The sequence below is a fragment of the Enterobacter sp. BNK-13 genome (assembly GCF_048685015.1).
Lineage (GTDB): Bacteria > Pseudomonadota > Gammaproteobacteria > Enterobacterales > Enterobacteriaceae > Enterobacter > Enterobacter quasiroggenkampii.
On the sequence record NZ_JBLQTP010000001.1, the window covers coordinates 894,503 to 916,971 of the forward strand.

18 protein-coding genes and 6 tRNA genes are annotated in these 22,469 nt (G+C 54.0%); 6 read left to right on the forward strand and 18 right to left on the reverse strand.

Annotated features, from left to right (window positions below; all coding sequences use genetic code 11):
• Positions 1-31: 31 nt before the first annotated feature.
• From ACMGGQ_RS04205 to nagB, 11 genes are all read right to left on the reverse strand, one after another.
• A tRNA-Gln gene (locus tag ACMGGQ_RS04205) sits at positions 32-106 on the reverse strand.
• Positions 107-148: 42 nt separating this feature from the next.
• Positions 149-225: transfer RNA gene (locus ACMGGQ_RS04210), tRNA-Met, on the reverse strand.
• 17 nt (positions 226-242) lie between these two features.
• Positions 243-317, reverse strand: a tRNA-Gln gene (locus ACMGGQ_RS04215).
• Positions 318-349: 32 nt separating this feature from the next.
• Positions 350-424: transfer RNA gene (locus ACMGGQ_RS04220), tRNA-Gln, on the reverse strand.
• Between the two features lie 23 nt (positions 425-447).
• Positions 448-532: transfer RNA gene (locus tag ACMGGQ_RS04225), tRNA-Leu, on the reverse strand.
• Positions 533-540: 8 nt separating this feature from the next.
• Positions 541-617 (reverse strand) — tRNA-Met (locus tag ACMGGQ_RS04230).
• A gap of 226 nt (positions 618-843) precedes the next feature.
• Complete coding sequence (gene asnB / locus ACMGGQ_RS04235; protein ID WP_021242994.1) at positions 844-2,508, reverse strand: asparagine synthase B; 1,665 nt, start codon at positions 2,506-2,508, stop codon at positions 844-846.
• 249 nt (positions 2,509-2,757) lie between these two features.
• Positions 2,758-3,510, reverse strand: coding sequence for a ribonucleotide monophosphatase NagD (nagD, locus tag ACMGGQ_RS04240; protein WP_008501057.1), 753 nt, complete (start codon positions 3,508-3,510; stop codon positions 2,758-2,760).
• Between the two features lie 45 nt (positions 3,511-3,555).
• Positions 3,556-4,776, reverse strand: coding sequence for a DNA-binding transcriptional regulator NagC (nagC, locus tag ACMGGQ_RS04245; protein ID WP_021242995.1), 1,221 nt, complete (start codon positions 4,774-4,776; stop codon positions 3,556-3,558).
• Between the two features lie 8 nt (positions 4,777-4,784).
• Entirely contained in the window at positions 4,785-5,933 is a 1,149-nt protein-coding gene (nagA, locus tag ACMGGQ_RS04250; protein WP_023343588.1) for an N-acetylglucosamine-6-phosphate deacetylase, read from the reverse strand.
• Positions 5,934-5,988: 55 nt separating this feature from the next.
• The gene (gene nagB / locus ACMGGQ_RS04255) at positions 5,989-6,789 is read right to left on the reverse strand and encodes a glucosamine-6-phosphate deaminase (protein ID WP_008501061.1); all 801 of its coding nucleotides are present in this window, start codon (positions 6,787-6,789) and stop codon (positions 5,989-5,991) included.
• Between the two features lie 327 nt (positions 6,790-7,116).
• On the opposite strand from nagB, the gene nagE reads away from it, so the two are divergent.
• From nagE to chiQ, 4 genes are all read left to right on the forward strand, one after another.
• Entirely contained in the window at positions 7,117-9,069 is a 1,953-nt protein-coding gene (gene nagE, locus ACMGGQ_RS04260) for a PTS N-acetyl glucosamine transporter subunit IIABC (RefSeq protein ID WP_048226098.1), read from the forward strand.
• Between the two features lie 179 nt (positions 9,070-9,248).
• Positions 9,249-10,916 carry a glutamine--tRNA ligase gene (glnS, locus tag ACMGGQ_RS04265; RefSeq protein WP_045909581.1) on the forward strand — a complete coding sequence of 556 codons (1,668 nt, stop codon included), beginning with the start codon at positions 9,249-9,251 and terminating at the stop codon, positions 10,914-10,916.
• Positions 10,917-11,362: 446 nt separating this feature from the next.
• Positions 11,363-12,760, forward strand: a complete 1,398-nt coding sequence (gene chiP, locus ACMGGQ_RS04270) for a chitoporin ChiP (RefSeq protein ID WP_023293022.1) — start codon at positions 11,363-11,365, stop codon at positions 12,758-12,760.
• A 47-nt stretch (positions 12,761-12,807) separates the two neighbouring features.
• Positions 12,808-13,134: a ChiQ/YbfN family lipoprotein gene (gene chiQ / locus ACMGGQ_RS04275; RefSeq protein WP_420290555.1), complete on the forward strand. Its 327-nt coding sequence runs from the start codon at positions 12,808-12,810 to the stop codon at positions 13,132-13,134.
• A 143-nt stretch (positions 13,135-13,277) separates the two neighbouring features.
• Here the strand turns inward: chiQ and fur are convergent, their stop codons facing one another.
• The 4 genes from fur to ybfF form a co-directional block, all read right to left on the reverse strand.
• Positions 13,278-13,724 carry a ferric iron uptake transcriptional regulator gene (gene fur, locus ACMGGQ_RS04280; RefSeq protein ID WP_014169146.1) on the reverse strand — a complete coding sequence of 149 codons (447 nt, stop codon included), beginning with the start codon at positions 13,722-13,724 and terminating at the stop codon, positions 13,278-13,280.
• A 290-nt stretch (positions 13,725-14,014) separates the two neighbouring features.
• The gene (gene fldA / locus ACMGGQ_RS04285; protein ID WP_008501067.1) at positions 14,015-14,545 is read right to left on the reverse strand and encodes a flavodoxin FldA; all 531 of its coding nucleotides are present in this window, start codon (positions 14,543-14,545) and stop codon (positions 14,015-14,017) included.
• Between the two features lie 155 nt (positions 14,546-14,700).
• On the reverse strand, positions 14,701-14,988 hold the full coding sequence (gene ybfE, locus ACMGGQ_RS04290; protein WP_023310772.1) for a LexA regulated protein: 288 nt from the start codon (positions 14,986-14,988) through the stop codon (positions 14,701-14,703).
• Between the two features lie 128 nt (positions 14,989-15,116).
• Positions 15,117-15,890 carry an esterase gene (ybfF, locus tag ACMGGQ_RS04295; RefSeq protein WP_420289638.1) on the reverse strand — a complete coding sequence of 258 codons (774 nt, stop codon included), beginning with the start codon at positions 15,888-15,890 and terminating at the stop codon, positions 15,117-15,119.
• A gap of 183 nt (positions 15,891-16,073) precedes the next feature.
• Here ybfF and seqA point away from each other — a divergent pair, with 183 nt between their 5' ends.
• A complete protein-coding gene (seqA, locus tag ACMGGQ_RS04300; RefSeq protein ID WP_008501070.1) occupies positions 16,074-16,622 on the forward strand; it encodes a replication initiation negative regulator SeqA in 549 nt (182 codons plus the stop codon).
• A gap of 24 nt (positions 16,623-16,646) precedes the next feature.
• Positions 16,647-18,287 (forward strand): phosphoglucomutase (alpha-D-glucose-1,6-bisphosphate-dependent), encoded by a 1,641-nt coding sequence (gene pgm, locus ACMGGQ_RS04305; RefSeq protein WP_048026964.1) that lies wholly within the window; start codon positions 16,647-16,649, stop codon positions 18,285-18,287.
• A gap of 105 nt (positions 18,288-18,392) precedes the next feature.
• Here the strand turns inward: pgm and potE are convergent, their stop codons facing one another.
• The 3 genes from potE to speFL form a co-directional block, all read right to left on the reverse strand.
• A complete protein-coding gene (gene potE / locus ACMGGQ_RS04310) occupies positions 18,393-19,706 on the reverse strand; it encodes a putrescine-ornithine antiporter (protein WP_008501072.1) in 1,314 nt (437 codons plus the stop codon).
• Complete coding sequence (gene speF, locus ACMGGQ_RS04315; protein ID WP_420289639.1) at positions 19,703-21,901, reverse strand: ornithine decarboxylase SpeF; 2,199 nt, start codon at positions 21,899-21,901, stop codon at positions 19,703-19,705. The genes potE and speF overlap by 4 nt, the downstream gene beginning before the upstream one ends.
• Positions 21,902-22,155: 254 nt before the next feature.
• Positions 22,156-22,260: a leader peptide SpeFL gene (gene speFL, locus ACMGGQ_RS04320; RefSeq protein ID WP_003858645.1), complete on the reverse strand. Its 105-nt coding sequence runs from the start codon at positions 22,258-22,260 to the stop codon at positions 22,156-22,158.
• Positions 22,261-22,469 lie beyond the last annotated feature (209 nt).

The window sequence follows — 22,469 nt, forward strand, 5'->3', positions numbered from 1 at the left end:
TTAAACAAGCTGCTTAACGACTTTTTTAAATTGGCTGGGGTACGAGGATTCGAACCTCGGAATGCCGGAATCAGAATCCGGTGCCTTACCGCTTGGCGATACCCCAACAATTTTTTTTCATTACCGAACAACATCGATAATCTAAATTTGGTGGCTACGACGGGATTCGAACCTGTGACCCCATCATTATGAGTGATGTGCTCTAACCAACTGAGCTACGTAGCCAGTACTGCAATCTTCGATGGCTGGGGTACCTGGATTCGAACCAGGGAATGCCGGTATCAAAAACCGGTGCCTTACCGCTTGGCGATACCCCAATACCGCGGAGAACCGCAAAATCGAAGAAATATGGCTGGGGTACCTGGATTCGAACCAGGGAATGCCGGTATCAAAAACCGGTGCCTTACCGCTTGGCGATACCCCATCCGTGCAACGCTTACCCGGGAATGGTGCGGGAGGCGAGACTTGAACTCGCACACCTTGCGGCGCCAGAACCTAAATCTGGTGCGTCTACCAATTTCGCCACTCCCGCAAAAAAGATGGTGGCTACGACGGGATTCGAACCTGTGACCCCATCATTATGAGTGATGTGCTCTAACCAACTGAGCTACGTAGCCATCTTTTTTCGCGTTACCTTATCGGCGTTGCGGGGCGCATTATGCGTATAGACCCTTGCAGCGTCAACACCTTTTTCAACGAAAATAGCCGGAATGTGACTGTTTGGTTAGGTTGCGAACAGCGTGACCGAATATTCGGCAATTATTGGTTATTAATCGGTTTTAGCTGTGCAAAAGCGGGGCAAAAAAAATCAGGCCCCGCAGGGCCTGATGATGAAATGCACGATTATTTGTAGGCTGACTGGTGAACGCCTACCGCACGTCCTGACGGATCGTTCATGGATTTGAACGATTCATCCCATTCGATCGCTTTGGCAGACGAGCAGGCGACGGACGGGCCACCCGGTACGCACTCCGCAGCGCTCGGTACCGGGAACAATTCTTCAAAGATTTCACGGTAGAGATACGCTTCTTTCGATCCCGGCGTGTTGTACGGGAAGCGGAAGCTTGCGGTTTCCAGCTGTTGGTCAGAAACCTGTTTCGCCGCCACCTCTTTCAGGGTGTCGATCCAGCTGTAGCCTACGCCATCGGAGAACTGCTCTTTCTGACGCCATGCCACGCTCGCTGGCAGGTAGGATTCAAAACATTCACGCAGGATATGTTTTTCCATTTTTCCGTTGCCGCACATCTTGTCCTGCGGGTTGATGCGCATCGCCACGTCGAGGAATTTCTTATCCAGGAACGGCACGCGCGCTTCGACACCCCATGCCGACATCGCTTTGTTGGCACGCGCGCAGTCAAACATATGCAGCGCCTGGAGTTTACGCACGGTCTCTTCGTGCAGCTCTTTGGCGTTTGGCGCTTTATGGAAGTACAGGTAGCCACCAAACACTTCGTCAGAACCTTCACCGGAGAGCACCATTTTGATGCCCATCGCCTTGATCTTACGCGACATCAGGTACATCGGCGTTGAAGCGCGGATGGTGGTCACGTCATAGGTTTCGATGTGGTAGATCACATCGCGGATCGCATCCAGGCCTTCCTGCACGGTGAAGTGAATTTCATGGTGCACGGTGCCGAGGTGGTTTGCGACTTCCTGCGCGGCTTTCAGATCCGGCGCGCCTTCCAGGCCCACGGCAAAGGAGTGCAGCTGTGGCCACCAGGCTTCTGAGCGCTCCTGATCTTCCACGCGACGAGCCGCAAATTTCTTGGTGATTGCGGAGATCACGGAGGAGTCCAGACCGCCAGAGAGCAGCACGCCGTAAGGTACGTCTGACATCAGGTGGCTTTTCACGGAATCTTCCAGCGCCTGACGCAGCTCGGCTTTGTCCGTGACGTTGTCTTTTACCGCGTCGTAATCGAACCAGTCACGCTGGTAGTATGGACGGATCTCGCCGTCTTTGCTCCACAGGTAGCTGCCCGCCGGGAACTCTTTGATGGTGCGGCAGACCGGCACCAGGGCTTTCATTTCAGAGGCAACGTAGAAGTTGCCGTGTTCATCGTGGCCCATGTACAGCGGGATAATACCGATGTGGTCACGGCCAATCAGGTAAGCGTCTTTTTCGCTGTCGTACAGGGCAAAGGCAAACATACCCTGCAGGTCGTCCAGGAACTCAGGACCTTTCTCCTGATACAGCGCCAGGATCACTTCACAGTCGGACCCGGTCTGGAACGCGTAGCGGTCGCCGTACTCGGCGCGCAGCGCCTGATGGTTGTAGATCTCACCGTTGACAGCCAGCGCGTGCGTTTTTTTCTCGTTATACAGCGGCTGTGCACCGGCGTTGACGTCAACAATAGACAGACGTTCGTGAGCCAGAATCGCTTTGTCACTGGCGTAAACGCCTGACCAGTCCGGTCCGCGATGGCGCATCAGGCGGGACAGTTCGAGTGCCTTTTTACGCAGTTCGCCTGCGTCAGTTTTAATATCCAGTACGCCAAAAATTGAACACATAACCTTCTCCGTTAACCCTGTTGCTTTGTAATGTTGCTTGCTTATGAAAATGCCGCAAAGGGGCAGGGCGCGCAAGCGTTTTACGGGTGAAAACGGAAATAGTGCAATGGTGGTTGCGGATCGGTGAAAAATGCTTATGTCATGAGTGCTTTTATTGATGATTATGCAATGAAAACGCTTTTTCTTTAGATGTGACCATGTTTTGCAGGCGAGAAAATAAAAAACCACGCCCTGAGGCGTGGTTCGGTATCAGATGATGTCAATCTCATCGACGGAGGGGTAAATCCAGCTTGGACGGAATGGCATTGAGTCAATGTCATCAAGCTGAGAGACGCCTGACAGGACCAGAATCGTCTCCAGGCCAGCCTGGAAACCGGCAAGAATATCGGTGCGCAGGTTGTCGCCGACAATCACGGTCTCTTCTGAGTGGGCCTGCATCTTGTTGAGTGCGGCACGGATGATCCACGGGCTGGGCTTGCCGACGTAGAACGGCTTGCGCCCGGAGATCTTCTCGATACCGGCACACAGCGCACCGCAGGCCGGATAAAAACCACGACCGTGGGTATCCGGGTTGGTCGCAATAAAGCGCGCGCCGTTAGCCACAAAGAAGGATGCCTTATGCATCATCTCCCAGTTGTAGGAGCGCGTTTCACCCACAATCACAAAGTCCGGGTTGACGTCGGTGATGGTAAAGCCCGCTTTGTATAGTTCATGGATCAGCGCACCTTCACCCACCACGTAGGCTTTTTTCCCTTCCTGACGCTTCAGAAAATCCGCCGTGGCCATCGCCGAGGTATAAAACACGCTGTCCGGGACGTCGACCCCTGCCGTGGCAAAGCGGTTTGCCAGATCCTGACCGGTCTGAGAAGGGTAGTTCGTGAGAAGAACCAGAGGCATTCCTTTGTCGATGATGCGGTGAAGAAACTCCGCAGCACCCGGCACGGCAACGTTGTCGTGCATCAGCACGCCGTCGATATCACAAATTACATTCTTAATGGTCATGGACAGTCCGACATTAAAAAAAGAAGGCGTTACTATAAGGTCCGATCAACTTTCCAGCAAATGCTGGAGCAGAATTCCGTTGAGCATGGCGCGTTTGACCAGCGCGAACGCGCCAATCGCCGAACGATGGTCAAGCTTTGAACGAACCACCGGAAGATTCTGGCGGAATGCTTTCAGCGCCTGGGTGTTAATACAGCCTTCAATCGCGGGGAGCAGCACCTTTTCCGCTTCCACAATTTCACCGGCGATCACCACTTTTTGTGGGTTAAACAGGTTAATGGCGATGGCGATGGTTTTCCCCAGATGGCGCCCCACCTGCTCGATCACTTCACAGGCCAGCGCGTCGCCTTTATTAGCGGCTTTGCAGATGGTGCCTATCTTGCAGTCGTCCAGCGTGACGCGGCTTTGATAACCCTGTTCAAGCAGATGGCGAACGCGCTGCTCGATGGCCGTGTTGGCGGCGATGGTTTCAAGGCAGCCAAAGTTGCCGCAGTGGCACCGTTCCCCGAGGGGCTCAACCTGAATGTGGCCGATCTCACCGACGTTACCGTTGCGACCAATAAAGATTCGGCCATTAGAGATAATGCCTGCGCCCGTACCGCGGTGGACACGCACCAGAATAGAGTCTTCGCAGTCCTGGCTCGCACCAAAGTAGTGCTCTGCCAGCGCCAGAGAGCGGATGTCATGGCCCACAAAGCAGGTCACTTTGAAGCGCTTTTCCAGCGCGTCGACCAGCCCCCAGTTTTCAACCTGAATGTGCGGCATATAGCGGATCACGCCGCTTTCCGGGTCGACCAGACCGGGCAGTATCACCGAGATGGCGATGAGTTCGCGGATCTTACGCTGACAGCTTTCAATAAACTGCGCGATAGTATTCAGCAGCGCATGCTCCAGCGTCTCCTGGGTGCGTTCCGGAAGGGGATAATGCTCTTCCGCAATGGCTTTGCTGCTCAGATCGTACAGCGTGAGCGTGGTGTCATGACGGCCGAGCCGGACACCAATCGCCTGGAAATTGCGGGTTTCGGTAATAATAGAGATGGCGCGGCGGCCCCCGGTGGAGGCCTGCTGATCGACTTCTTTGATCAGACCGCGCTCAATGAGCTGGCGGGTAATTTTTGTCACGCTGGCGGGAGCAAGCTGGCTTTGTTCGGCTATCTGAATCCGCGAGATGGGTCCGTGTTGGTCAATCAGGCGATACACCGCCGCACTGTTAAGTTGTTTAACGAGATCGACATTACCGATTTGAGCTTGTCCGCCAGGTGTCATACTTTTACTTACTCAGTGACGACCTCGTTACCATTAACGATGGTCTTAATAATTTTATAATCGTGTGTGAATGCCGTCAGGTTTGCAACCATACCTGGTGCAATTCCGCCGAGCTGTTTATCCACGCCGATTGCGCGCGCCGGATAAAGGGTTGCCATGCGCAGGACTTCCTCAAGCGCAATCCCGCAGTGCTCAACCAGGTTACGTACCCCTTCAATCATGGTCAAAGAGGAACCGCTCAGCGTACCGTTTTCATCCACACACAGTCCATTGCGGTAGTATATTGTTTTACCGGCAAAAATGAACTGCTCAATATTTGCACCTGCCGGCGCGGTAGCGTCCGTCACCAGGCAAAGCTTGTCACCTTTCAGCCGCTTGGCATTGCGAATGTTGGTGTAATCGACGTGTAAGCCGTCAGCAATAATGCCGCAGTAGACGTCTGGCTCATCCAGAATCGCCCCGACCAGACCCGGTTCACGCCCCGTGATATACGGCATGGCGTTATACAGGTGCGTCGCGAAGGTAATGCCCGCGCGGAAACCGGCTTTCGCTTCTTTCAGCGTGGCGTTTGAGTGGCCTGCTGAAACCACAATTCCGGCGGCGGCCAGCTTGCTGATGACGTCCGTGCCGGTCATTTCCGGTGCCAGCGTCACTTTGGTGATCACATCGGCGTTGGCACACATATAGTCAACCAGCTCCGCATCGGGCTTACGCACGTAATCCGGGTTATGCGTTCCTTTCTTGACCATGTTCAGCCATGGCCCTTCAAGGTGCAGACCGAGCGCCTGATTTGGGTGTTTGGCCAGATATTCGCGCATCACGCGGATACCCTGCTTCATCAGGTCATCACTGCTGGTGATGAGCGTCGGCAGATAGCTGGTGCAGCCCGATTTCTCGTTGGCTTTCTGCATGATCTCCAGCGTTTCTACCGTTACCGCATCGGCGGTATCATTGAATTGCACACCGCCGCAGCCGTTGAGCTGTACGTCGATGAAACCGGGGGAGATTACTGCTCCATTGAGTGAGCGCTGTTCAATCTCCGGCGGCAGTTCTGCCAGCGGGCAAACACGTTCAATCAGGCCATTCGCGATAACAATCGCGTGGTCATCCAGAATTTCATGGCCGGTATAAATCCGACCGTGGGTTAAAGCGTACATAACGACCCCCGGTTAAAAAAAGCGGCCGCCTCTTGAGAAAGAGGCGGTTATTCAATTACAGACCTTTGATGTTCTCGGCTTCTAACTCGTTGAAGTATTTCAGCGTTTTAACCTTCAGCTCCATCGTGGACGGCTCGTCGCAGACGATGACTGATTTAGGATGCAGCTGCAGACAGCTGATGGTCCACATATGGTTAACGTTGCCTTCAACAGCAGCCTGGAGCGCCTGCGCTTTCACGCCGCCCAGCACCAGAATCATCACTTCTTCGGCATCCAGCAGGGTGCCTACGCCTACGGTCAGGGCGTATTTTGGAACCTGGTTAACGTCACCGTCAAAGAAGCGGGAGTTTGCCACGCGCGTGTCATGGGTCAGCGTTTTAATACGGGTACGAGAAGCCAGAGAGGACGCCGGTTCGTTAAACGCGATATGACCATCATTACCTACGCCACCCATGAACAGGTGGATTTTACCGTAGGAACGGATTTTTTCTTCATACTGACGGCATTCTGCGTCAATATCCGGCGCGTTTCCATTCAGCAGGTTAATATTTTCAGCAGGGATATCAACGTGATCAAAGAAATTGCGGTGCATAAAGCTATGGTAGCTTTCCGGATGGTCTTTCGGTAAGCCAACGTATTCATCCATATTGAAGGTCACAACATGTTTGAAGCTAACCTGGCCTGCTTTATGCATCTCAACCAGCGCCTTGTAGGCGGTCAGCGGCGTGCCGCCGGTCGGAAGGCCAAGAACGAAAGGACGATCGGCGGTCGGCTTGAACGCGTTAATGCGGTTTACGATATGGCGAGCGGCCCATTTACCGACTTGTTCAGCAGTTGCCAGGGGAATCAGTCTCATTGTTCACCTCAAAGTTTAAGTAGAAGAGTGGGCGGATGGCTTCGGAACCTGATACTAAAGCGTAACCTGGAAACTTTCAGGCCGGATCAATCCGCCTTGATTTTTTGAATGATAAAATAAGTTTTCGCTGTTAGCCAGTGTAAGGGAGGGCTGAATACGATATTTGGTGACAAAAATCACAAAAAATAGGTGTTTAATTTGCGATACGAATTAATTTTTCACACACTCAGACTGCCAGTGAATTATCAACGGTATCTATCGTTCGTGACACAATAAAAACATAGTTTATGCGCGAGCCTGAAAAACGGGTCTCGTAGGGGGAATAGGATGAATATTTTAGGTTTTTTCCAGCGCCTCGGTAGGGCTTTGCAGCTCCCTATCGCCGTGCTACCGGTTGCAGCGTTGCTGCTGCGATTCGGGCAACCCGATCTTCTTAACGTACCGTTTATTGCTCAGGCTGGCGGTGCTATTTTTGACAACCTGGCGCTGATTTTCGCCATCGGTGTTGCCTCAAGCTGGTCAAAAGACAGCGCGGGTGCTGCAGCGCTGGCAGGGGCAGTCGGTTATTTCATCCTGACGAAAGCGATGGTAACGATTAACCCAGAAATCAACATGGGCGTGCTGGCAGGTATCATTACCGGTCTGGTCGGTGGTGCTGTGTACAACCGCTGGGCAAACATTAAGCTGCCAGACTTCCTGAGTTTCTTTGGCGGCAAACGTTTCGTGCCAATCGCGACGGGCTTCTTCTGTCTGGTTCTGGCCGCTATCTTTGGCTACGTCTGGCCACCGGTACAGCATGCGATCCATGCGGGCGGTGAGTGGATTGTTTCAGCGGGTGCAGTGGGCTCAGGTATCTTTGGTTTTATCAACCGTCTGCTGATCCCAACCGGTCTGCATCAGGTGCTGAACACTATCGCATGGTTCCAGATTGGTGAGTTCACCAATGCTGCGGGCACCGTATTCCACGGCGACATCAACCGCTTCTACGCGGGTGACGGCACCGCAGGCATGTTCATGTCTGGCTTCTTCCCAATCATGATGTTTGGTCTGCCGGGCGCTGCGCTGGCAATGTACCTGGCTGCGCCAAAAGCGCGTCGCCCAATGGTTGGCGGCATGCTGCTGTCCGTTGCGATTACCGCGTTCCTGACCGGCGTAACCGAGCCGCTGGAATTCCTGTTCATGTTCCTGGCGCCGGTGCTGTACCTCATGCATGCGGTGCTTACCGGTATCAGCCTGTTTGTGGCGACCCTGCTGGGTATCCATGCTGGCTTCTCCTTCTCTGCAGGCGCGATCGACTACGTGTTGATGTACAACCTGCCGGCGGCAAGCAAGAACGTCTGGATGCTGGTGGTAATGGGTCTGGTCTTCTTCGTCATCTACTTCGTGCTGTTCACTGCGGTTATTCGTATGTTTAACCTCAAAACGCCGGGCCGCGAAGACACCAAAGACGAAGTGGTCACCAACGAAGCCAACAGCAATACCGAAGAGGGTCTGACTCAGCTGGCGACCAGCTATATCGCTGCCGTCGGGGGGACTGACAACCTGAAAGCCATTGATGCCTGCATCACCCGTCTGCGTCTGACGGTGGGTGACTCTGCGCGCGTCAGCGACGCAATGTGTAAACGCCTTGGTGCATCGGGCGTGGTTAAACTGAACAAACAAACTATCCAGGTTATCGTGGGTGCCAAAGCGGAATCCATCGGTGACGAAATGAAAAAAGTGGTTGCCCGTGGACCGGTCGCGGCGGCGTCAACCGACAGCGCACCTGCGTCGACGGCTGCCCCGGTAGCGAAGCCACAGGCCGTGCCTAACGCCGTGACGGTGGCCGCGCTGGTCTCTCCGGTAACGGGTGACGTGGTTGACCTTGAGCAGGTACCTGATGAAGCGTTCGCCAGCAAAGCGGTCGGTGACGGTGTGGCGGTGAAACCAACGGATAAAACCGTGGTGTCTCCGGCGGCCGGTACCATCGTGAAAATCTTCAACACCAACCACGCGTTCTGCCTCGAAACCGAAAAGGGCGCGGAGATCGTTGTCCACATGGGTATCGATACCGTTGCGCTGAATGGTCAGGGCTTTACTCGCCTGGTGGAAGAGGGCGCTGAAGTGGTGGCCGGGCAGCCGATTCTGGAAATGGATCTGGACTTCCTGAATGCCAACGCGCGTTCCATGATTAGCCCGGTGGTTTGCAGCAACATCGACGACTTCAGCGGTCTGGTCATCCAGGCGAAAGGTCAGGTTGTTGCGGGTCAAACCCCGCTGTACGAGATTAAAGGCAAGTAATCGCTCCTGAGTAGAGTCATGCCTTAAGCGGCGGGGGATATCCTCCGCCGCTTTTTTTTGCAGCAAAAGCCCCCATTATTTTCATCTGATACGTATTTTCCGTAACTAAGGGTTGTCACTACGTCCGGCTTATAAGATCATATGCCGTTATACGTTGTTTACGCTTTGAGGAATCCACGATGAGTGAGGCTGAAGCCCGCCCGAGTAACTTTATTCGTCAGATCATCGATGAAGATCTGGCCAGTGGTAAGCACACCACAATTCATACCCGTTTTCCGCCGGAGCCGAACGGCTACCTGCATATCGGGCATGCGAAGTCCATCTGCCTGAACTTTGGCATTGCGCAAGACTACCAGGGACAGTGCAACCTGCGTTTCGATGACACCAACCCAGTAAAAGAAGACATCGAATACGTTGAGTCCATCAAAAATGACGTGCAATGGCTGGGCTTCAACTGGTCTGGCGATATCTGCTACTCCTCTGACTACTTTGATCAGCTGTATGCCTACGCGGTAGAGCTTATCAACAAAGGTCTGGCGTATGTTGACGAACTGTCTGCAGATGAGATCCGTGAGTACCGCGGTACGCTGACCGCGCCGGGCAAAAACAGCCCGTTCCGCGATCGCAGCGTGGAAGAGAACCTGGCGCTGTTTGAAAAAATGCGCGCCGGTGGTTTCGAAGAAGGCAAAGCCTGCCTGCGTGCCAAAATTGACATGGCATCGCCGTTCATCGTAATGCGCGATCCGGTGCTGTATCGTATTAAGTTCGCTGAACACCACCAGACTGGCAACAAGTGGTGCATCTACCCGATGTACGACTTCACCCACTGCATCAGCGATGCGCTGGAAGGCATCACCCACTCGCTGTGTACACTGGAGTTCCAGGACAACCGTCGTCTGTACGACTGGGTGCTGGATAACATCACCATTCCGGTGCATCCGCGCCAGTACGAGTTCTCTCGTCTGAATCTGGAATACACCGTGATGTCCAAGCGTAAGCTGAACCTGCTGGTGACCGACAAGCACGTTGAAGGCTGGGATGACCCGCGTATGCCGACCATCTCCGGTCTGCGCCGTCGTGGTTACACCGCGGCGTCAATCCGTGAATTCTGCAAGCGTATCGGCGTGACCAAGCAGGACAACACCATTGAGATGGCCTCTCTGGAATCCTGCATTCGCGAAGATCTCAACGAAAACGCCCCGCGCGCGATGGCCGTTATCGATCCGGTGAAACTGGTCATCGAGAACTATCCGCAGGGCGAGAGCGAACTGGTCTCCATGCCTAACCATCCGAACAAACCGGAAATGGGAAGCCGTGACGTGCCGTTCAGCGGCGAGATCTGGATTGACCGCGCTGACTTCCGTGAAGAAGCCAACAAGCAGTACAAGCGTCTGGTGCTGGGTAAAGAAGTACGTCTGCGTAATGCTTACGTCATCAAAGCCGAGCGCGTTGAAAAAGATGCGGAAGGGAATATCACCACCATCTTCTGTTCTTATGACGCTGAGACGCTGAGTAAAGATCCGGCGGATGGCCGCAAGGTGAAGGGCGTTATCCACTGGGTGAGCGCAACCCACGCGCTGCCGGTCGAGATCCGTCTTTACGATCGTCTGTTCAGCGTGCCTAACCCAGGTGCGGCGGAAGACTTCCTGGCGACCATCAACCCGGAATCGCTGGTGATTAAGCAGGGTTATGCGGAGCCGTCCCTGAAAGCGGCTGAAGCGGGCAAAGCGTTCCAGTTCGAACGTGAAGGTTACTTCTGCCTGGACAGCCGTTACAGCACGGCGGAAAAACCGGTATTTAACCGTACCGTAGGCCTGCGTGATACCTGGACGAAGATCGGCGAATAATATTCCTGTTCTGGTCAATGAGAGACAAACGCCGCATTATGCGGCGTTTTTTTATTTAACGATCAGAGTATTAAGCCAGGGACTAAAGAGGCGTTCTGAAAATAACAGGTCAATGAGGTGCTACTTATTTTTTAAAAAAAAGTTTGTATCATTGCCAAAATTAAAAAGGTGATAAAAAAGGAAAGCGATCCCGCGCCTGGCCACTGAAAAACCTGAGAATTACCCGTCATTCCTCGCCTTCCTGTAAATGTTACAAAGCACTACCAATTATGTGCACTTCGTCATAATCCTGACTTTTGCCCGCTGAAAAGCATTGATAATTCGCGTCGCGAAAAATAACCTAAAGACGGTAGTTAATTCGAGGGTATTTAAAACTACCCCTGACCATTTGGTCTTTTTTATTTACGCCGTTTCAGGCGTTTTAATTCGTCAAAGAGGAATAATCTATGCGTACGTTCAGTGGCAAACGTAGTGCGCTGGCGCTGGCTATTGCCGGTGTGACAGCAATGTCGGGCCTGGTGATTGCGCCAGAGGCAAAAGCAGCGGGTTTCATCGAAGATTCTACCCTCACGGGCGGTATTTATTACTGGCAGCGTGAGCGTGACCGTAAAGACGTCACTGAAGATAAATACAAAACCAACCTCTCGCACTCCACCTGGAACGCCAACCTGGACTTCCAGTCAGGCTACGCCGCGGATATGTTCGGTCTGGATATTGCCGCGTTCACCGCGATCGAAATGGCGGAAAACGGCGACAGCGGCCACCCGAACGAAATCGCCTTCTCCTCCAGCAACAAAGCCTATGATGAAGACTGGTCCGGGGATAAGAGCGGTATCAGCCTTTACAAAGCCGCAGCGAAATTCAAATACGGCCCGGTCTGGGCGCGTGGGGGGTATATTCAGCCAACTGGCCAGACGCTGTTAGCCCCACACTGGAGCTTTATGCCGGGTACCTATCAGGGTGCGGAAGCAGGGGCTAACTTTGACTACGGCGATGCGGGTGCGCTGAGTTTCTCCTATATGTGGACCAACGAGTACAAAGCACCGTGGCACATTGAGATGGACAAGTTCTACCAGAACGATAAGAAAACCAAGGTCGATTACCTCCACTCGCTGGGGGCGAAATACGACTTCAAAAACGATCTGGTTCTCGAAGCGGCATTTGGCCAGGCGCAAGGGTATATCGATCAATACTTTGCCAAGGCCAGCTATAAGTTCGATATCGCGGGTAGCCCATTGAGTACCAGCTACCAGTTCTACGGTACGCGCGACAAAGTCAGTAACGGTGGTGTCAACGACATCTACGACGGCACCGCGTGGCTGCAGGCGCTCACCTTTGGCTACAAGGTCGGTCAGGTTGATTTGCGTCTTGAAGGCACATGGGTGAAAGCAGAAGGGCAGCAGGGCTACTTCCTGCAGCGTATGACCCCGACCTACGCCTCCTCCAACGGTCGTCTTGATATCTGGTGGGATAACCGCTCCGACTTCAACGCCGACGGTGAGAAAGCGGTCTTCTTCGGCGCAATGTACGATCTGAAAAACTGGAACCTGCCTGGCTGGGCGGTGGGCGCGTCTTACGCTTACGCCTGGGATGCAAAACCTGCCGACATGGCAACACCGGATGCTTACTACGATCCAAACTATCGCCTGAAAGAGTCTTCCTACAGCCTGGATGCAATCTATACCCTGCAGGATGGCCGCGCGAAAGGCACGATGTTCAAACTGCACTTCACCCAGTACGACAACCACTCCGATATCCCGAGCTACGCGGGCGGTTACGGCAACATCTTCCAGGATGAACGTGACGTGAAATTCATGGTTATCGCACCGTTCACCATCTTCTGATGAATCGTCCGGCGGGTCAGCTCCCGCCGGACCGGAGACTGCATATGATGAAAAAAATCGTAATCGTCGCGCTGTTGGCATCGGGGCTGGTGGCGTGCGCCCAGACTCAGGCACCGAAAGAGGACTCCCGTCTCAGGGAGGCCTACAGCGCCTGTATTAATACTGCGGAAGGCTCGCCGGAGAAAATTGAAGCCTGCCAGAGCGTGCTGAATGTGCTGAAGAAAGAAAAAGCGCACGAGCAGTTTGCGACGCAGGAAAATGTCCGGGTGATGGATTATCAGGCCTGTATCCAGGCGCGTAAAACCGGTAACGATCAGGAAGTGGCGAAGCGTTGCGACAAGATCTGGAACGATATACGCAATAACAATAAATAAGTTGCTTTACGCCCGGTGGCGCTGCGCTTACCGGGCCTACTAAGGTGTCATAGCCCGTAGGTCCGGTAAGCGCAGCGTCACCGGGCTTTTTTTCAGGCAAAAAAAAGCCAACCTTGCGGCTGGCTCAGAGTATGAATACTCGCTTATTTTGCGTCGTGCGCGTGGTCATCTTCACGGCAGTCGCCTTCAGCGCAGTGACCGTAAAGGTACAGGCTGTGGTTGGTGAGGCGGATACCGTGACGCGCGGCGATTTCACGCTGACGCGCTTCGATGGAATCATCGCTAAATTCAATGACCTTGCCACAGTCGAGGCAGATCAGGTGATCGTGGTGCTGCTGCTGGGTCAGTTCGAATACAGATTTACCGCCTTCGAAATTATGACGGGTGACAATGCCCGCGTCATCAAACTGGTTCAGCACGCGATAGACGGTAGCCAGCCCAATCTCTTCACCCATGTCGATAAGACGTTTATAAAGGTCTTCCGCACTGACATGGTGATTGTCTGGACCCTGAAGCACTTCGAGGATTTTTAACCGAGGAAGCGTAACTTTCAGGCCAGCCTTCTTTAATGCGGTATTGTTGTCAGTCATGCGGAATCTGTCCTGTTGCTAAACGATTCACTTCTGTAGGAAGTGACAGAAAATGCACCTGGGATAATGCGTCTCATTATAGAACTGCCATGGCTAAATGAAAACTGCAAGTCTCAGGCAAAATATGCTTATAAAAATGGGGTATCACCAACAAACTTGCTCGATGGAAAACCACATTTATCAGGGAGACATTGTACAGGTCTGGGCGAAAAAGTTAAAAGATTGTAGCAATTAATTTAATCGGTTTGACCTGGTGCACGGGCGCAACCGCCGTTGCGCCGCGAGAAAAATCAGGCGTTAAGAATATCGTCCAGGTGCAGTTCTTCACGGATCTGCTTAACCCATTTCTCAACGCGCTCTGCGGTCAGTTCTGGCTGACGGTCTTCGTCGATGGCCAGGCCCACGAAGTGATCGTCATCGGCCAGGCCTTTAGATGCTTCGAAGTGGTAACCGGCGGTCGGCCAGTGGCCGACGATCACTGCGCCATTCGGCTCAATGATGTCGCGGATGGTACCCAGCGCGTCACAGAAGTACTCGGCGTAGTCTTCCTGATCGCCGCAGCCAAACAGGGCGACCAGCTTACCGTTGAAGTCCACTTCTTCCAGCGTCGGGAAGAAATCATCCCAGTCACACTGGGCTTCACCGTAGTACCAGGTCGGAATACCCAGCAGCAGAATGTCATAGCCTTCGAGATCTTCTTTGCTGCTCTTGGCGATGTCATGCACATCAGCAACGTCTTTACCGAGCTGTTTTTGAATGTTTTTCGCGATATTTTCGGTATTGCCGGTATCACTGCCAAAGAAAATGCCGATGATTGCCATGAGTAAAATAACCTCTTGAAACTTAATAGTATGGTGGCGCAATTCGGCCACGGATAAGGGCAATAATAGCAGAACTGGCAACCCTGCGGAAACAGCTATCGCGCAGGACTGCACTCTGTGCTACATGAAAAGGGTAATTAAGGGAATTTTCAGACTTATGCCTGGCCGCGCAATGTCTCAAGCTGGGCGATCAGCATCTCTTCAATGAGCTCGCTGCGGCTGATATTTCGCGCCTCGGCCAGCTCGTTAAGTGCATCGACCGCGTCGGCGTTGAGCTTCAGTTCGACACGCTTAAGCCCACGATTTTTATCGCGTTTAAGCTGATTGCGTTTATTGATACGCAGCTGTTCATCGCGCGAAAGCGGATTCGTCTTCGGTCGTCCCGGGCGACGCTCATTCGCGAACAGATCTAGTGTCGTACGGTCCGTTTGTTCTTTGGCCATGATTCTGAGACTTCGGGGGAAACACGCCGCCCTGCTAATGCCCGGGCGATAAGCGCGCCATCATACATCACCAAAAACGGCGCGCCAACGACTGGAAGCCCGCAGCCTTCCAGTCGCTCTCTTTTTAATCAATTTGCAGTATCAGCAAGATAGCGGCGAATGGCGCGCAGCACGGCGTCAGGTTTTTCCGCATGCACCCAGTGCCCGGCTCCGGCAATGACGTGGGCGCGAGCCTGCGGGAATTGCGTCAGTATGGCGTCGCGGTACGCGTCGGTAACGTAAGGGGAGTTACCGCCGCGAATAAAGAGGGTAGGGTGCGGCCAGGCGGGCACGGTTTGCCAGCCCACAATATTGTTGTACTGGTTCCAGAGCACCGGCACGTTAAAACGCCACTGGCCGTCAACAAACGACTTCAGCAGGAACTGCACGACGCCTTCTTCATCAAGATGCTCACGCATGACGGTAGCTGCCTGCTGGCGGGTCGCGACACCCGCTTCGGTGACCGCATTGATGGCGGCAAAAATCTCGTCGTGACGGCGCACGTCGTAATCCACGGGCGCAACATCAATCACCACCAGGCCGTTAATACGCTCCGGGGCCAGCGCCGTCAGGGCCATCACCGCTTTGCCGCCCATTGAATGCCCGATGAGGGTGACCTTTTGCAGATCGTTGGCATCCAGCGTATCCAGCAGATCCTGCGCCATCGCGGCGTAGGTCATCTCGTCGGAACGGCCGGAAAGACCGTGATTGCGCATATCGACCTGTAAGATATCGTGATCGGTAACCAGATCGCGCGCCAGCACGCCCAGGTTATCCAGGCTGCCAAAAAGCCCGTGAACCAGTACGATGGGAGAATTATTGTTCGGCGATTGTGCAGTTTGCGCTCGGGTATTCAATTTCATGGCAAAGTTCTTTTTTTACGTATGTCAGGTTAGGGTATCATGTTGACCATTCTGCCGCCCGGCTGCAAGGTTCCAGTTTAATCTGACTTTTGCCGCCAACCTGGTTTGACGCTATCCGCTGTTGGGATTTGACCTTATAATCCCAATGACTTGTATTCAGATAAGATATCGCACTGGATTAAGATGAAAACAATCGAAGTTGATGACGAACTCTATCAGTATATTGCCAGCCAGACGCGGCATATCGGGGAGAGCGCGTCCGACATTTTACGGCGCATGCTTAAAATTTCCGCCGCTTCACAGCCTGCTACCCCAGTCACCAAAGATGTCGTGTCTCAGCCAAGCGTTGTTGCACAAGCAAAACCTGCCGTGACGCCGGCAAAAGATAAAGTGCGCGCGATGCGCGAGCTGCTGCTCTCCGATGAATACGCGGAGCAGAAAAAGGCGGTCAACCGCTTTATGCTGGTGCTGTCTACACTTTATTCACTGGATAACAAAGCGTTTGCTGAAGCGACCGAGTCGCTGCACGGTCGTACTCGCGTCTACTTCGCGGGCGACGAGCAGACGCTGCTGCAAAATGGCAATCAAACCAAACCCAAACATGTTCCTGGCACCCCGTACTGGGTGATCACCAATACCAATACGGGCCGCAAGTGCAGCATGATTGAACACATCATGCAGTCCATGCAGTTCCCGGCGGAATTGATTGAAAAGGTTTGCGGTACAATTTAACCCTTGCATCAGAAGGACCCGGTAATGGCAAATCACAGCCGTGCAGGCCAACCTGCACAACAAAGCGATTTGATTAACGTCGCTCAGCTGACCGCGCAGTATTACGTGCTGAAGCCGGTCGTGGGCAACGCAGAACACGCAGTGAAGTTTGGTACATCTGGTCACCGCGGCAGCGCGGCGCGCCACAGCTTTAACGAACCGCACATTCTGGCCATTGCTCAGGCCATTGCGGAAGAGCGCGCTAAAAACGGCGTTACCGGTCCGTGCTACGTGGGGAAAGATACCCATGCCCTGTCTGAACCGGCCTTTATTTCCGTGCTGGAAGTTCTGACAGCGAACGGCGTCGATGTGATTGTTCAGGAGAACAACGGCTTCACCCCAACGCCAGCGGTGTCTAACGCCATCCTGGTACACAACAAAAAAGGTGGCGCGCTGGCTGACGGTATCGTTATCACGCCATCCCACAACCCGCCGGAAGACGGCGGCATCAAATACAACCCGCCTAACGGTGGCCCGGCAGACACCAACGTCACCAAAGTGGTTGAAGATCGTGCGAACGCCTTGCTGGCCGACGGTCTGAAAGGCGTGAAGCGCATCTCTCTGGATGCGGCCATGGCGTCCGGCCACGTAAAAGAGCAGGATCTGGTTCAGCCGTTCGTGGAAGGTCTGGCGGATATCGTCGATATGGCGGCCATCCAGAAAGCCGGCCTGAAGCTGGGTGTGGATCCGCTGGGCGGCTCCGGTATTGAATACTGGAAACGTATTGCCGAGCACTACAAGCTGGATCTGACCATCGTGAACGATCACGTCGATCAGACCTTCCGTTTTATGCACCTGGACAAAGACGGCGCGATCCGCATGGACTGCTCCTCCGAGTGCGCAATGGCGGGCCTGCTGGCGCTGCGTGATAAATTTGATCTGGCGTTTGCTAACGACCCGGATTACGACCGCCACGGTATCGTCACCCCTGCCGGACTGATGAACCCGAACCACTATCTGGCAGTCGCGATTAACTACCTGTTCCAGCATCGTCCGCAGTGGGGCAAAGAGGTGGCCGTCGGTAAAACGCTGGTTTCCTCCGCGATGATCGACCGCGTGGTGGACGCGCTGGGCCGCAAGCTGGTGGAAGTGCCGGTGGGCTTCAAATGGTTTGTTGACGGTCTGCACGACGGCAGCTTTGGCTTCGGTGGTGAAGAGAGCGCGGGGGCCTCTTTCCTGCGCTTCGACGGCACGCCATGGTCAACCGATAAAGACGGCATCATCATGTGCCTGCTGGCGGCGGAAATCACCGCGGTCACCGGTAAAAACCCGCAGGAACATTACAACGACCTGGCGGCACGCTTTGGTGCGCCAAGCTATAACCGTATTCAGGCCAGCGCAACGTCAGCCCAGAAAGCAGCCCTGTCCAAACTCTCTCCTGAGATGGTCAGCGCAAGCACCCTGGCCGGCGACCCGATTACTGCGCGTCTGACGGCGGCACCGGGTAACGGCGCCTCCATTGGTGGGCTGAAAGTAATGACCGAAAACGGCTGGTTTGCCGCGCGTCCATCCGGTACGGAAGATGCGTATAAAATCTATTGCGAAAGCTTCCTCGGCGCTGAGCATCGTCAGCAGATTGAGAAAGAAGCGGTAGAGATTGTCAGCGAAGTGCTGAAAAACGCGTAAGTGGTGTTCGGGTGCGGGCTGATGCCCTCACCCCCGGCCCTCTCCCACAGGGAGAGGGAGAAAACACTAAAAACGGCAACCCATGGGTTGCCGTTTTGCTTTTACCTAACTGTGCTTATTCTTCAATTCAAACCGCGGTGACACCAGACCGTACAGCGTCCAGCCCATAAAGGTCACCATCGCGCCATACAGCATCGCTTCCTGGCCGGAGGAATAGAGTGCATAGAAGCTGTAGATTGCCCCAATCAGCGCCACGATATTTGCCGCACGCGCCTTGCGTGGATCAACCTTCGCGACTTTCTGAATAATCACCAGCGCCGCCATCGACAGGATATACGGAATGATATTCGTCACAACCGCCAGGTTGACCAGCACGTTGAACTGGCTGTTCAGCGACGGGCTAATGGTCATTAGCGACAATCCGCTCTGGAAGATGACAATCGCCAGCATGCCCTGCACCGGCGCATCGGCTTTGGTGACGCGGGAGAAGATTTTTGGGAAGTAACCTTCATCAGCCGAGGATTTAAACACCTGCGCGATGGTGAACTGCCAGCCAAGGAGTGAACCGCAGCACGACATGACCATCAGACCCATAATCACTTTCCCGACTTCCGGCGTGAACATCTGCGCGAAGGCCAGCCCGAACGGCGCAGTGGAGTTGGCCAGATCCATGTTCGGAACGATGCCCGCAATGACGTTCGTCGAGACGATATAGATCACCGCCGCGCCCAGCGTACCGCCGAGGACTGCAATCGGGACGTTCTTTTCCGGATTATCAACGACTTCTGCGTTCGCGCAGGCGGATTCCAGACCGAGGAAGGCCCAGAGCGTCATGGCGATAGAAGAGCCGACTGCGCTGAAGAACGGCACATGGTGCGGGTTCCAGGAGTTGGCGTACAGGGTCGGGCTGAACCAGAACCAGCCGATGATGCACAGGCCGACAACCGGAATAATCACGCCCCAGACAGTGATGCTGCTGAGCTGTCCGGTGATACGCGCGCCGCCAAAGTTAGCCACGGTGCAGATCCACAGCACGCCGATGGTGGCTAAACCAATCTGTACCGGGCTGAGCGTCGCGCCAAACAGCTCCGTACCGTAGCCCACGGCGGAGATGGCAATCGCCACGTTGGCGATCAGCAGTGATACTCCATAGGTATAGTTGGCCATAAAGTTGCCCGACTTGCCAAAGGCATACTCGGCGTAGCCTCCCATGCCGCCTGACTTGCGGCTGAACATCCCGCACTTGGCAAATGCCCACGCCAGCGCCATCGAGCCGACGGCGGTCACCAGCCAGGAGATGATTGAAATAGTTCCTACTTCGGCGAGCTTGGTGGGCAGCATGATGATGCCGGAGCCCATCATGTTCACCATGGTGAGGATGGTCAGCTGCACCACGCCCATCTTATTGGACTTACTCATAATTTCTCTCCTTTCAGCAGCGCGGGCTGAGCGGCGGGTTGTTTGATGACGTTACAGCGAACCTGTTTACGGCCCTCACACTCCTCGACGTACACACCCTGCAGCTCCGGTGCAAAGCCCGGCAGCAGGTTGATGCCTTCTTCCAGCGCGATGAAGTATCGCAGCACGGAGCCGCCCCAGACCTCCCCAGGGACAACGCACAGCACCCCCGGCGGATAAGGCAGGGCGCCTTCCGCGGCGATTCGGCCTTCCGCGTCGCGAAGGGAGACCAGTTCAACCTCACCGCGCAGATAGGCGTAGTTCGCGTCCTGCGGGTTCATCATCACGCGTGGGAAATGGGACTTGCGGAACATCTCTTTCTGCAGCTGTTTCACATTGTGACGGGCGTACAGGTCATGCATCTCCTGGCAGATCTGGCGCAGGGTGTAATCCGCGTAACGTTCCGGATGTTGTTTGTAGAGAGAAGGCAGGACGTCTTTCAGCGGAGCATCGCTCTCGAGCAGTTTTTCGAAACGCACCAGCTGCGCCACCAACTGCTGCAGTTTGCCCATATCTTCCGCAGGCGTGAGCAGGAACAGGATCGAGTTGAGATCGCATTTCTCCGGCACGATGCCGTTTTCACGCAGGAAGTTGGCGAGGATGGTGGCGGGCACGCCGAAATCGTCATACTCGCCGGTGCGGGCGTTAATGCCCGGCGTGGTTAGCAGCAGCTTGCACGGGTCGATAAAATACTGATGCTCAGCGTAACCTTCAAAAGCGTGCCAGTTTTCACCCGGCACGAAGTGGAAGAAGCGCAGATTGGTCGCAATCTCCGCCGTGTCCCAGCTTTCCCACGGACGGCCCTCCACTGTCTCCGGCACGAAGGGGCGCAGATACCGGCAGTTCTCCAGGATTAGCTTACGCGCTTCAATACCGTTCACCACGCAGTCCATCCACATGTTGCGGCCGCTCTGGCCTTCATGCATACGGGCGTTGATGTCCAGCGCGGCAAACAGCGGATAGAACGGGCTGGTGGAGGCGTGCATCATAAAGGCATTATTCAGCCGCTTATGCGGGACATAGCGCTGCTGGCCTTTGATGTGGCTGTCTTTCTTATGGATTTGCGAGGTCTGGGAGAAGCCTGCCTGCTGTTTATGCACGGACTGGGTAACCAAAATCCCCGGGTCGTTTTCGTTCAGCTCCAGCAGCAGCGGAGAGCAGTCGGCCATCATCGGAATAAACTGCTCGTAACCCACCCAGGCGGAGTCAAACAGGATGTAATCACACAGATGCCCAATCTTATCCACCACCTGACGGGCGTTGTAGATGGTGCCATCGTAGGTGCCCAGCTGGATCACCGCCAGACGGAACGGACGCGCATCGCGCGCACGGCCCGGTGCAACTTCGGCCACCAGCTCGCGTAGATAGCTTTCTTCAAAACAGTGGGCGTCAATGCCGCCGATAAAGCCGTACGGGTTGCGCGCCGTTTCCAGATAGACCGGCGTTGCGCCTGCCTGGAGGAGGGCACCGTGATGGTTGGATTTGTGGTTATTACGGTCGAACAGTACCAGGTCGCCCGGGGTGAGTAGGGCGTTAAGCACCACTTTGTTAGATGACGAGGTGCCGTTCAGCACGAAATAGGTCTTATCGGCATTAAAGACCTTCGCCGCATGTTGCTGCGCAATGCACGGCGCGCCCTCGTGAATCAGCAGATCGCCCATTGCGACGTCGGCGTTACACAGATCGGCGCGGAAAAGCGTTTCGCCAAAGAAATCAACGAACTGGTTACCGGCTGGATGGCGGCGGAAGAACTGGCCGCCCTGATGCCCCGGGCAGTCAAACGCGCTGTTGCCCTGCTTCACATAGTCGACCAGGGCGCGGAAAAACGGCGGGCGCAGCTGGGTTTCATACCGCAGGGCAGCCGCTTCCAGCTGGCGTCCATAAAAGTCGTTGCTGGTGTCTGAATACTCAAATACGCCATGAATGCGCGATAAATAGTCTGCCGGAATGATCTCTTCTTTATGCGTCGCAACAAAAACAGGAATGCCAAATCCGGTGGCTTCTATTTCCTCCAGTATCCCGTCGGTAATATCACTGACCGCCAGCACAATAGCGGCAACGTCGATATAATCAGAGGTTCTTACATCCACCAGTTCACGCTGGGTGGTAAAGCAATCCGGGCATGCACGGCTGGCTGCGATTTTTAAACTTTTCATCTTTCTCTCTTTATTTTAGGTAATATGCGTCCCTCGATTTCTTGCAAGAAAGAAATCGATAATTTTCCGGAAAAAAAGCAAAGGGTGGCCGCTGATTAAAATCAGTACATTGCTTTTTTGATGATTGAAATTCAGTCCGCCCGGTGCGGATGAGTCTGAATCAAAATGAATGAGCGCACGAGTTCACAGGCAATAGCCTGTAAAATAAGATGTTTCAGGGTAACCTGTAAGCGAGTGCGCCAGAAGTCGAAGGACTACCGGGCATTAAAGAGATGAAAGTCAAAGCAGTTTCGGTGGGCAAACATCATGATATGTGTTGTCCGCCTTATATGGGGCATTAAACGATTGTTGTTTTCCATGATTTATTTTCCTTTCAGTAATTGAAAGCACGGTCATTTTATCCAGGAAAAGGCGATTAACTGTGAAGGAGATCACCGTTAACCGATCATTTTAGAAATAAATAGTCGTTTTTGATGAATATCGCAGATCAAAATTCTGATTTGTTGGTATCGGGTTAACAGGATGTATTGCAAATGTTTTAAATGGACATAAATAACCCAAAAAATAT

Excerpts from the sequence above, each read along its gene's own strand:
- ybfF (WP_420289638.1), bottom strand. The coding sequence starts at position 15,890 with ATGAAATTGAATACCCGAGCGCAAACTGCACAATCGCCGAACAATAAT.
- nagE (WP_048226098.1), top strand. The coding sequence starts at position 7,117 with ATGAATATTTTAGGTTTTTTCCAGCGCCTCGGTAGGGCTTTGCAGCTC.
- nagD (WP_008501057.1), bottom strand. The coding sequence starts at position 3,510 with ATGACCATTAAGAATGTAATTTGTGATATCGACGGCGTGCTGATGCAC.
- speF (WP_420289639.1), bottom strand. The coding sequence starts at position 21,901 with ATGAAAAGTTTAAAAATCGCAGCCAGCCGTGCATGCCCGGATTGCTTT.
- seqA (WP_008501070.1), top strand. The coding sequence starts at position 16,074 with ATGAAAACAATCGAAGTTGATGACGAACTCTATCAGTATATTGCCAGC.
- nagC (WP_021242995.1), bottom strand. The coding sequence starts at position 4,776 with ATGACACCTGGCGGACAAGCTCAAATCGGTAATGTCGATCTCGTTAAA.
- nagA (WP_023343588.1), bottom strand. The coding sequence starts at position 5,933 with ATGTACGCTTTAACCCACGGTCGGATTTATACCGGCCATGAAATTCTG.
- fldA (WP_008501067.1), bottom strand. The coding sequence starts at position 14,545 with ATGGCAATCATCGGCATTTTCTTTGGCAGTGATACCGGCAATACCGAA.
- glnS (WP_045909581.1), top strand. The coding sequence starts at position 9,249 with ATGAGTGAGGCTGAAGCCCGCCCGAGTAACTTTATTCGTCAGATCATC.
- speFL (WP_003858645.1), bottom strand. The coding sequence starts at position 22,260 with ATGGAAAACAACAATCGTTTAATGCCCCATATAAGGCGGACAACACAT.
- pgm (WP_048026964.1), top strand. The coding sequence starts at position 16,647 with ATGGCAAATCACAGCCGTGCAGGCCAACCTGCACAACAAAGCGATTTG.
- potE (WP_008501072.1), bottom strand. The coding sequence starts at position 19,706 with ATGAGTAAGTCCAATAAGATGGGCGTGGTGCAGCTGACCATCCTCACC.
- chiQ (WP_420290555.1), top strand. The coding sequence starts at position 12,808 with ATGAAAAAAATCGTAATCGTCGCGCTGTTGGCATCGGGGCTGGTGGCG.
- chiP (WP_023293022.1), top strand. The coding sequence starts at position 11,363 with ATGCGTACGTTCAGTGGCAAACGTAGTGCGCTGGCGCTGGCTATTGCC.
- nagB (WP_008501061.1), bottom strand. The coding sequence starts at position 6,789 with ATGAGACTGATTCCCCTGGCAACTGCTGAACAAGTCGGTAAATGGGCC.
- fur (WP_014169146.1), bottom strand. The coding sequence starts at position 13,724 with ATGACTGACAACAATACCGCATTAAAGAAGGCTGGCCTGAAAGTTACG.
- ybfE (WP_023310772.1), bottom strand. The coding sequence starts at position 14,988 with ATGGCCAAAGAACAAACGGACCGTACGACACTAGATCTGTTCGCGAAT.
- asnB (WP_021242994.1), bottom strand. The coding sequence starts at position 2,508 with ATGTGTTCAATTTTTGGCGTACTGGATATTAAAACTGACGCAGGCGAA.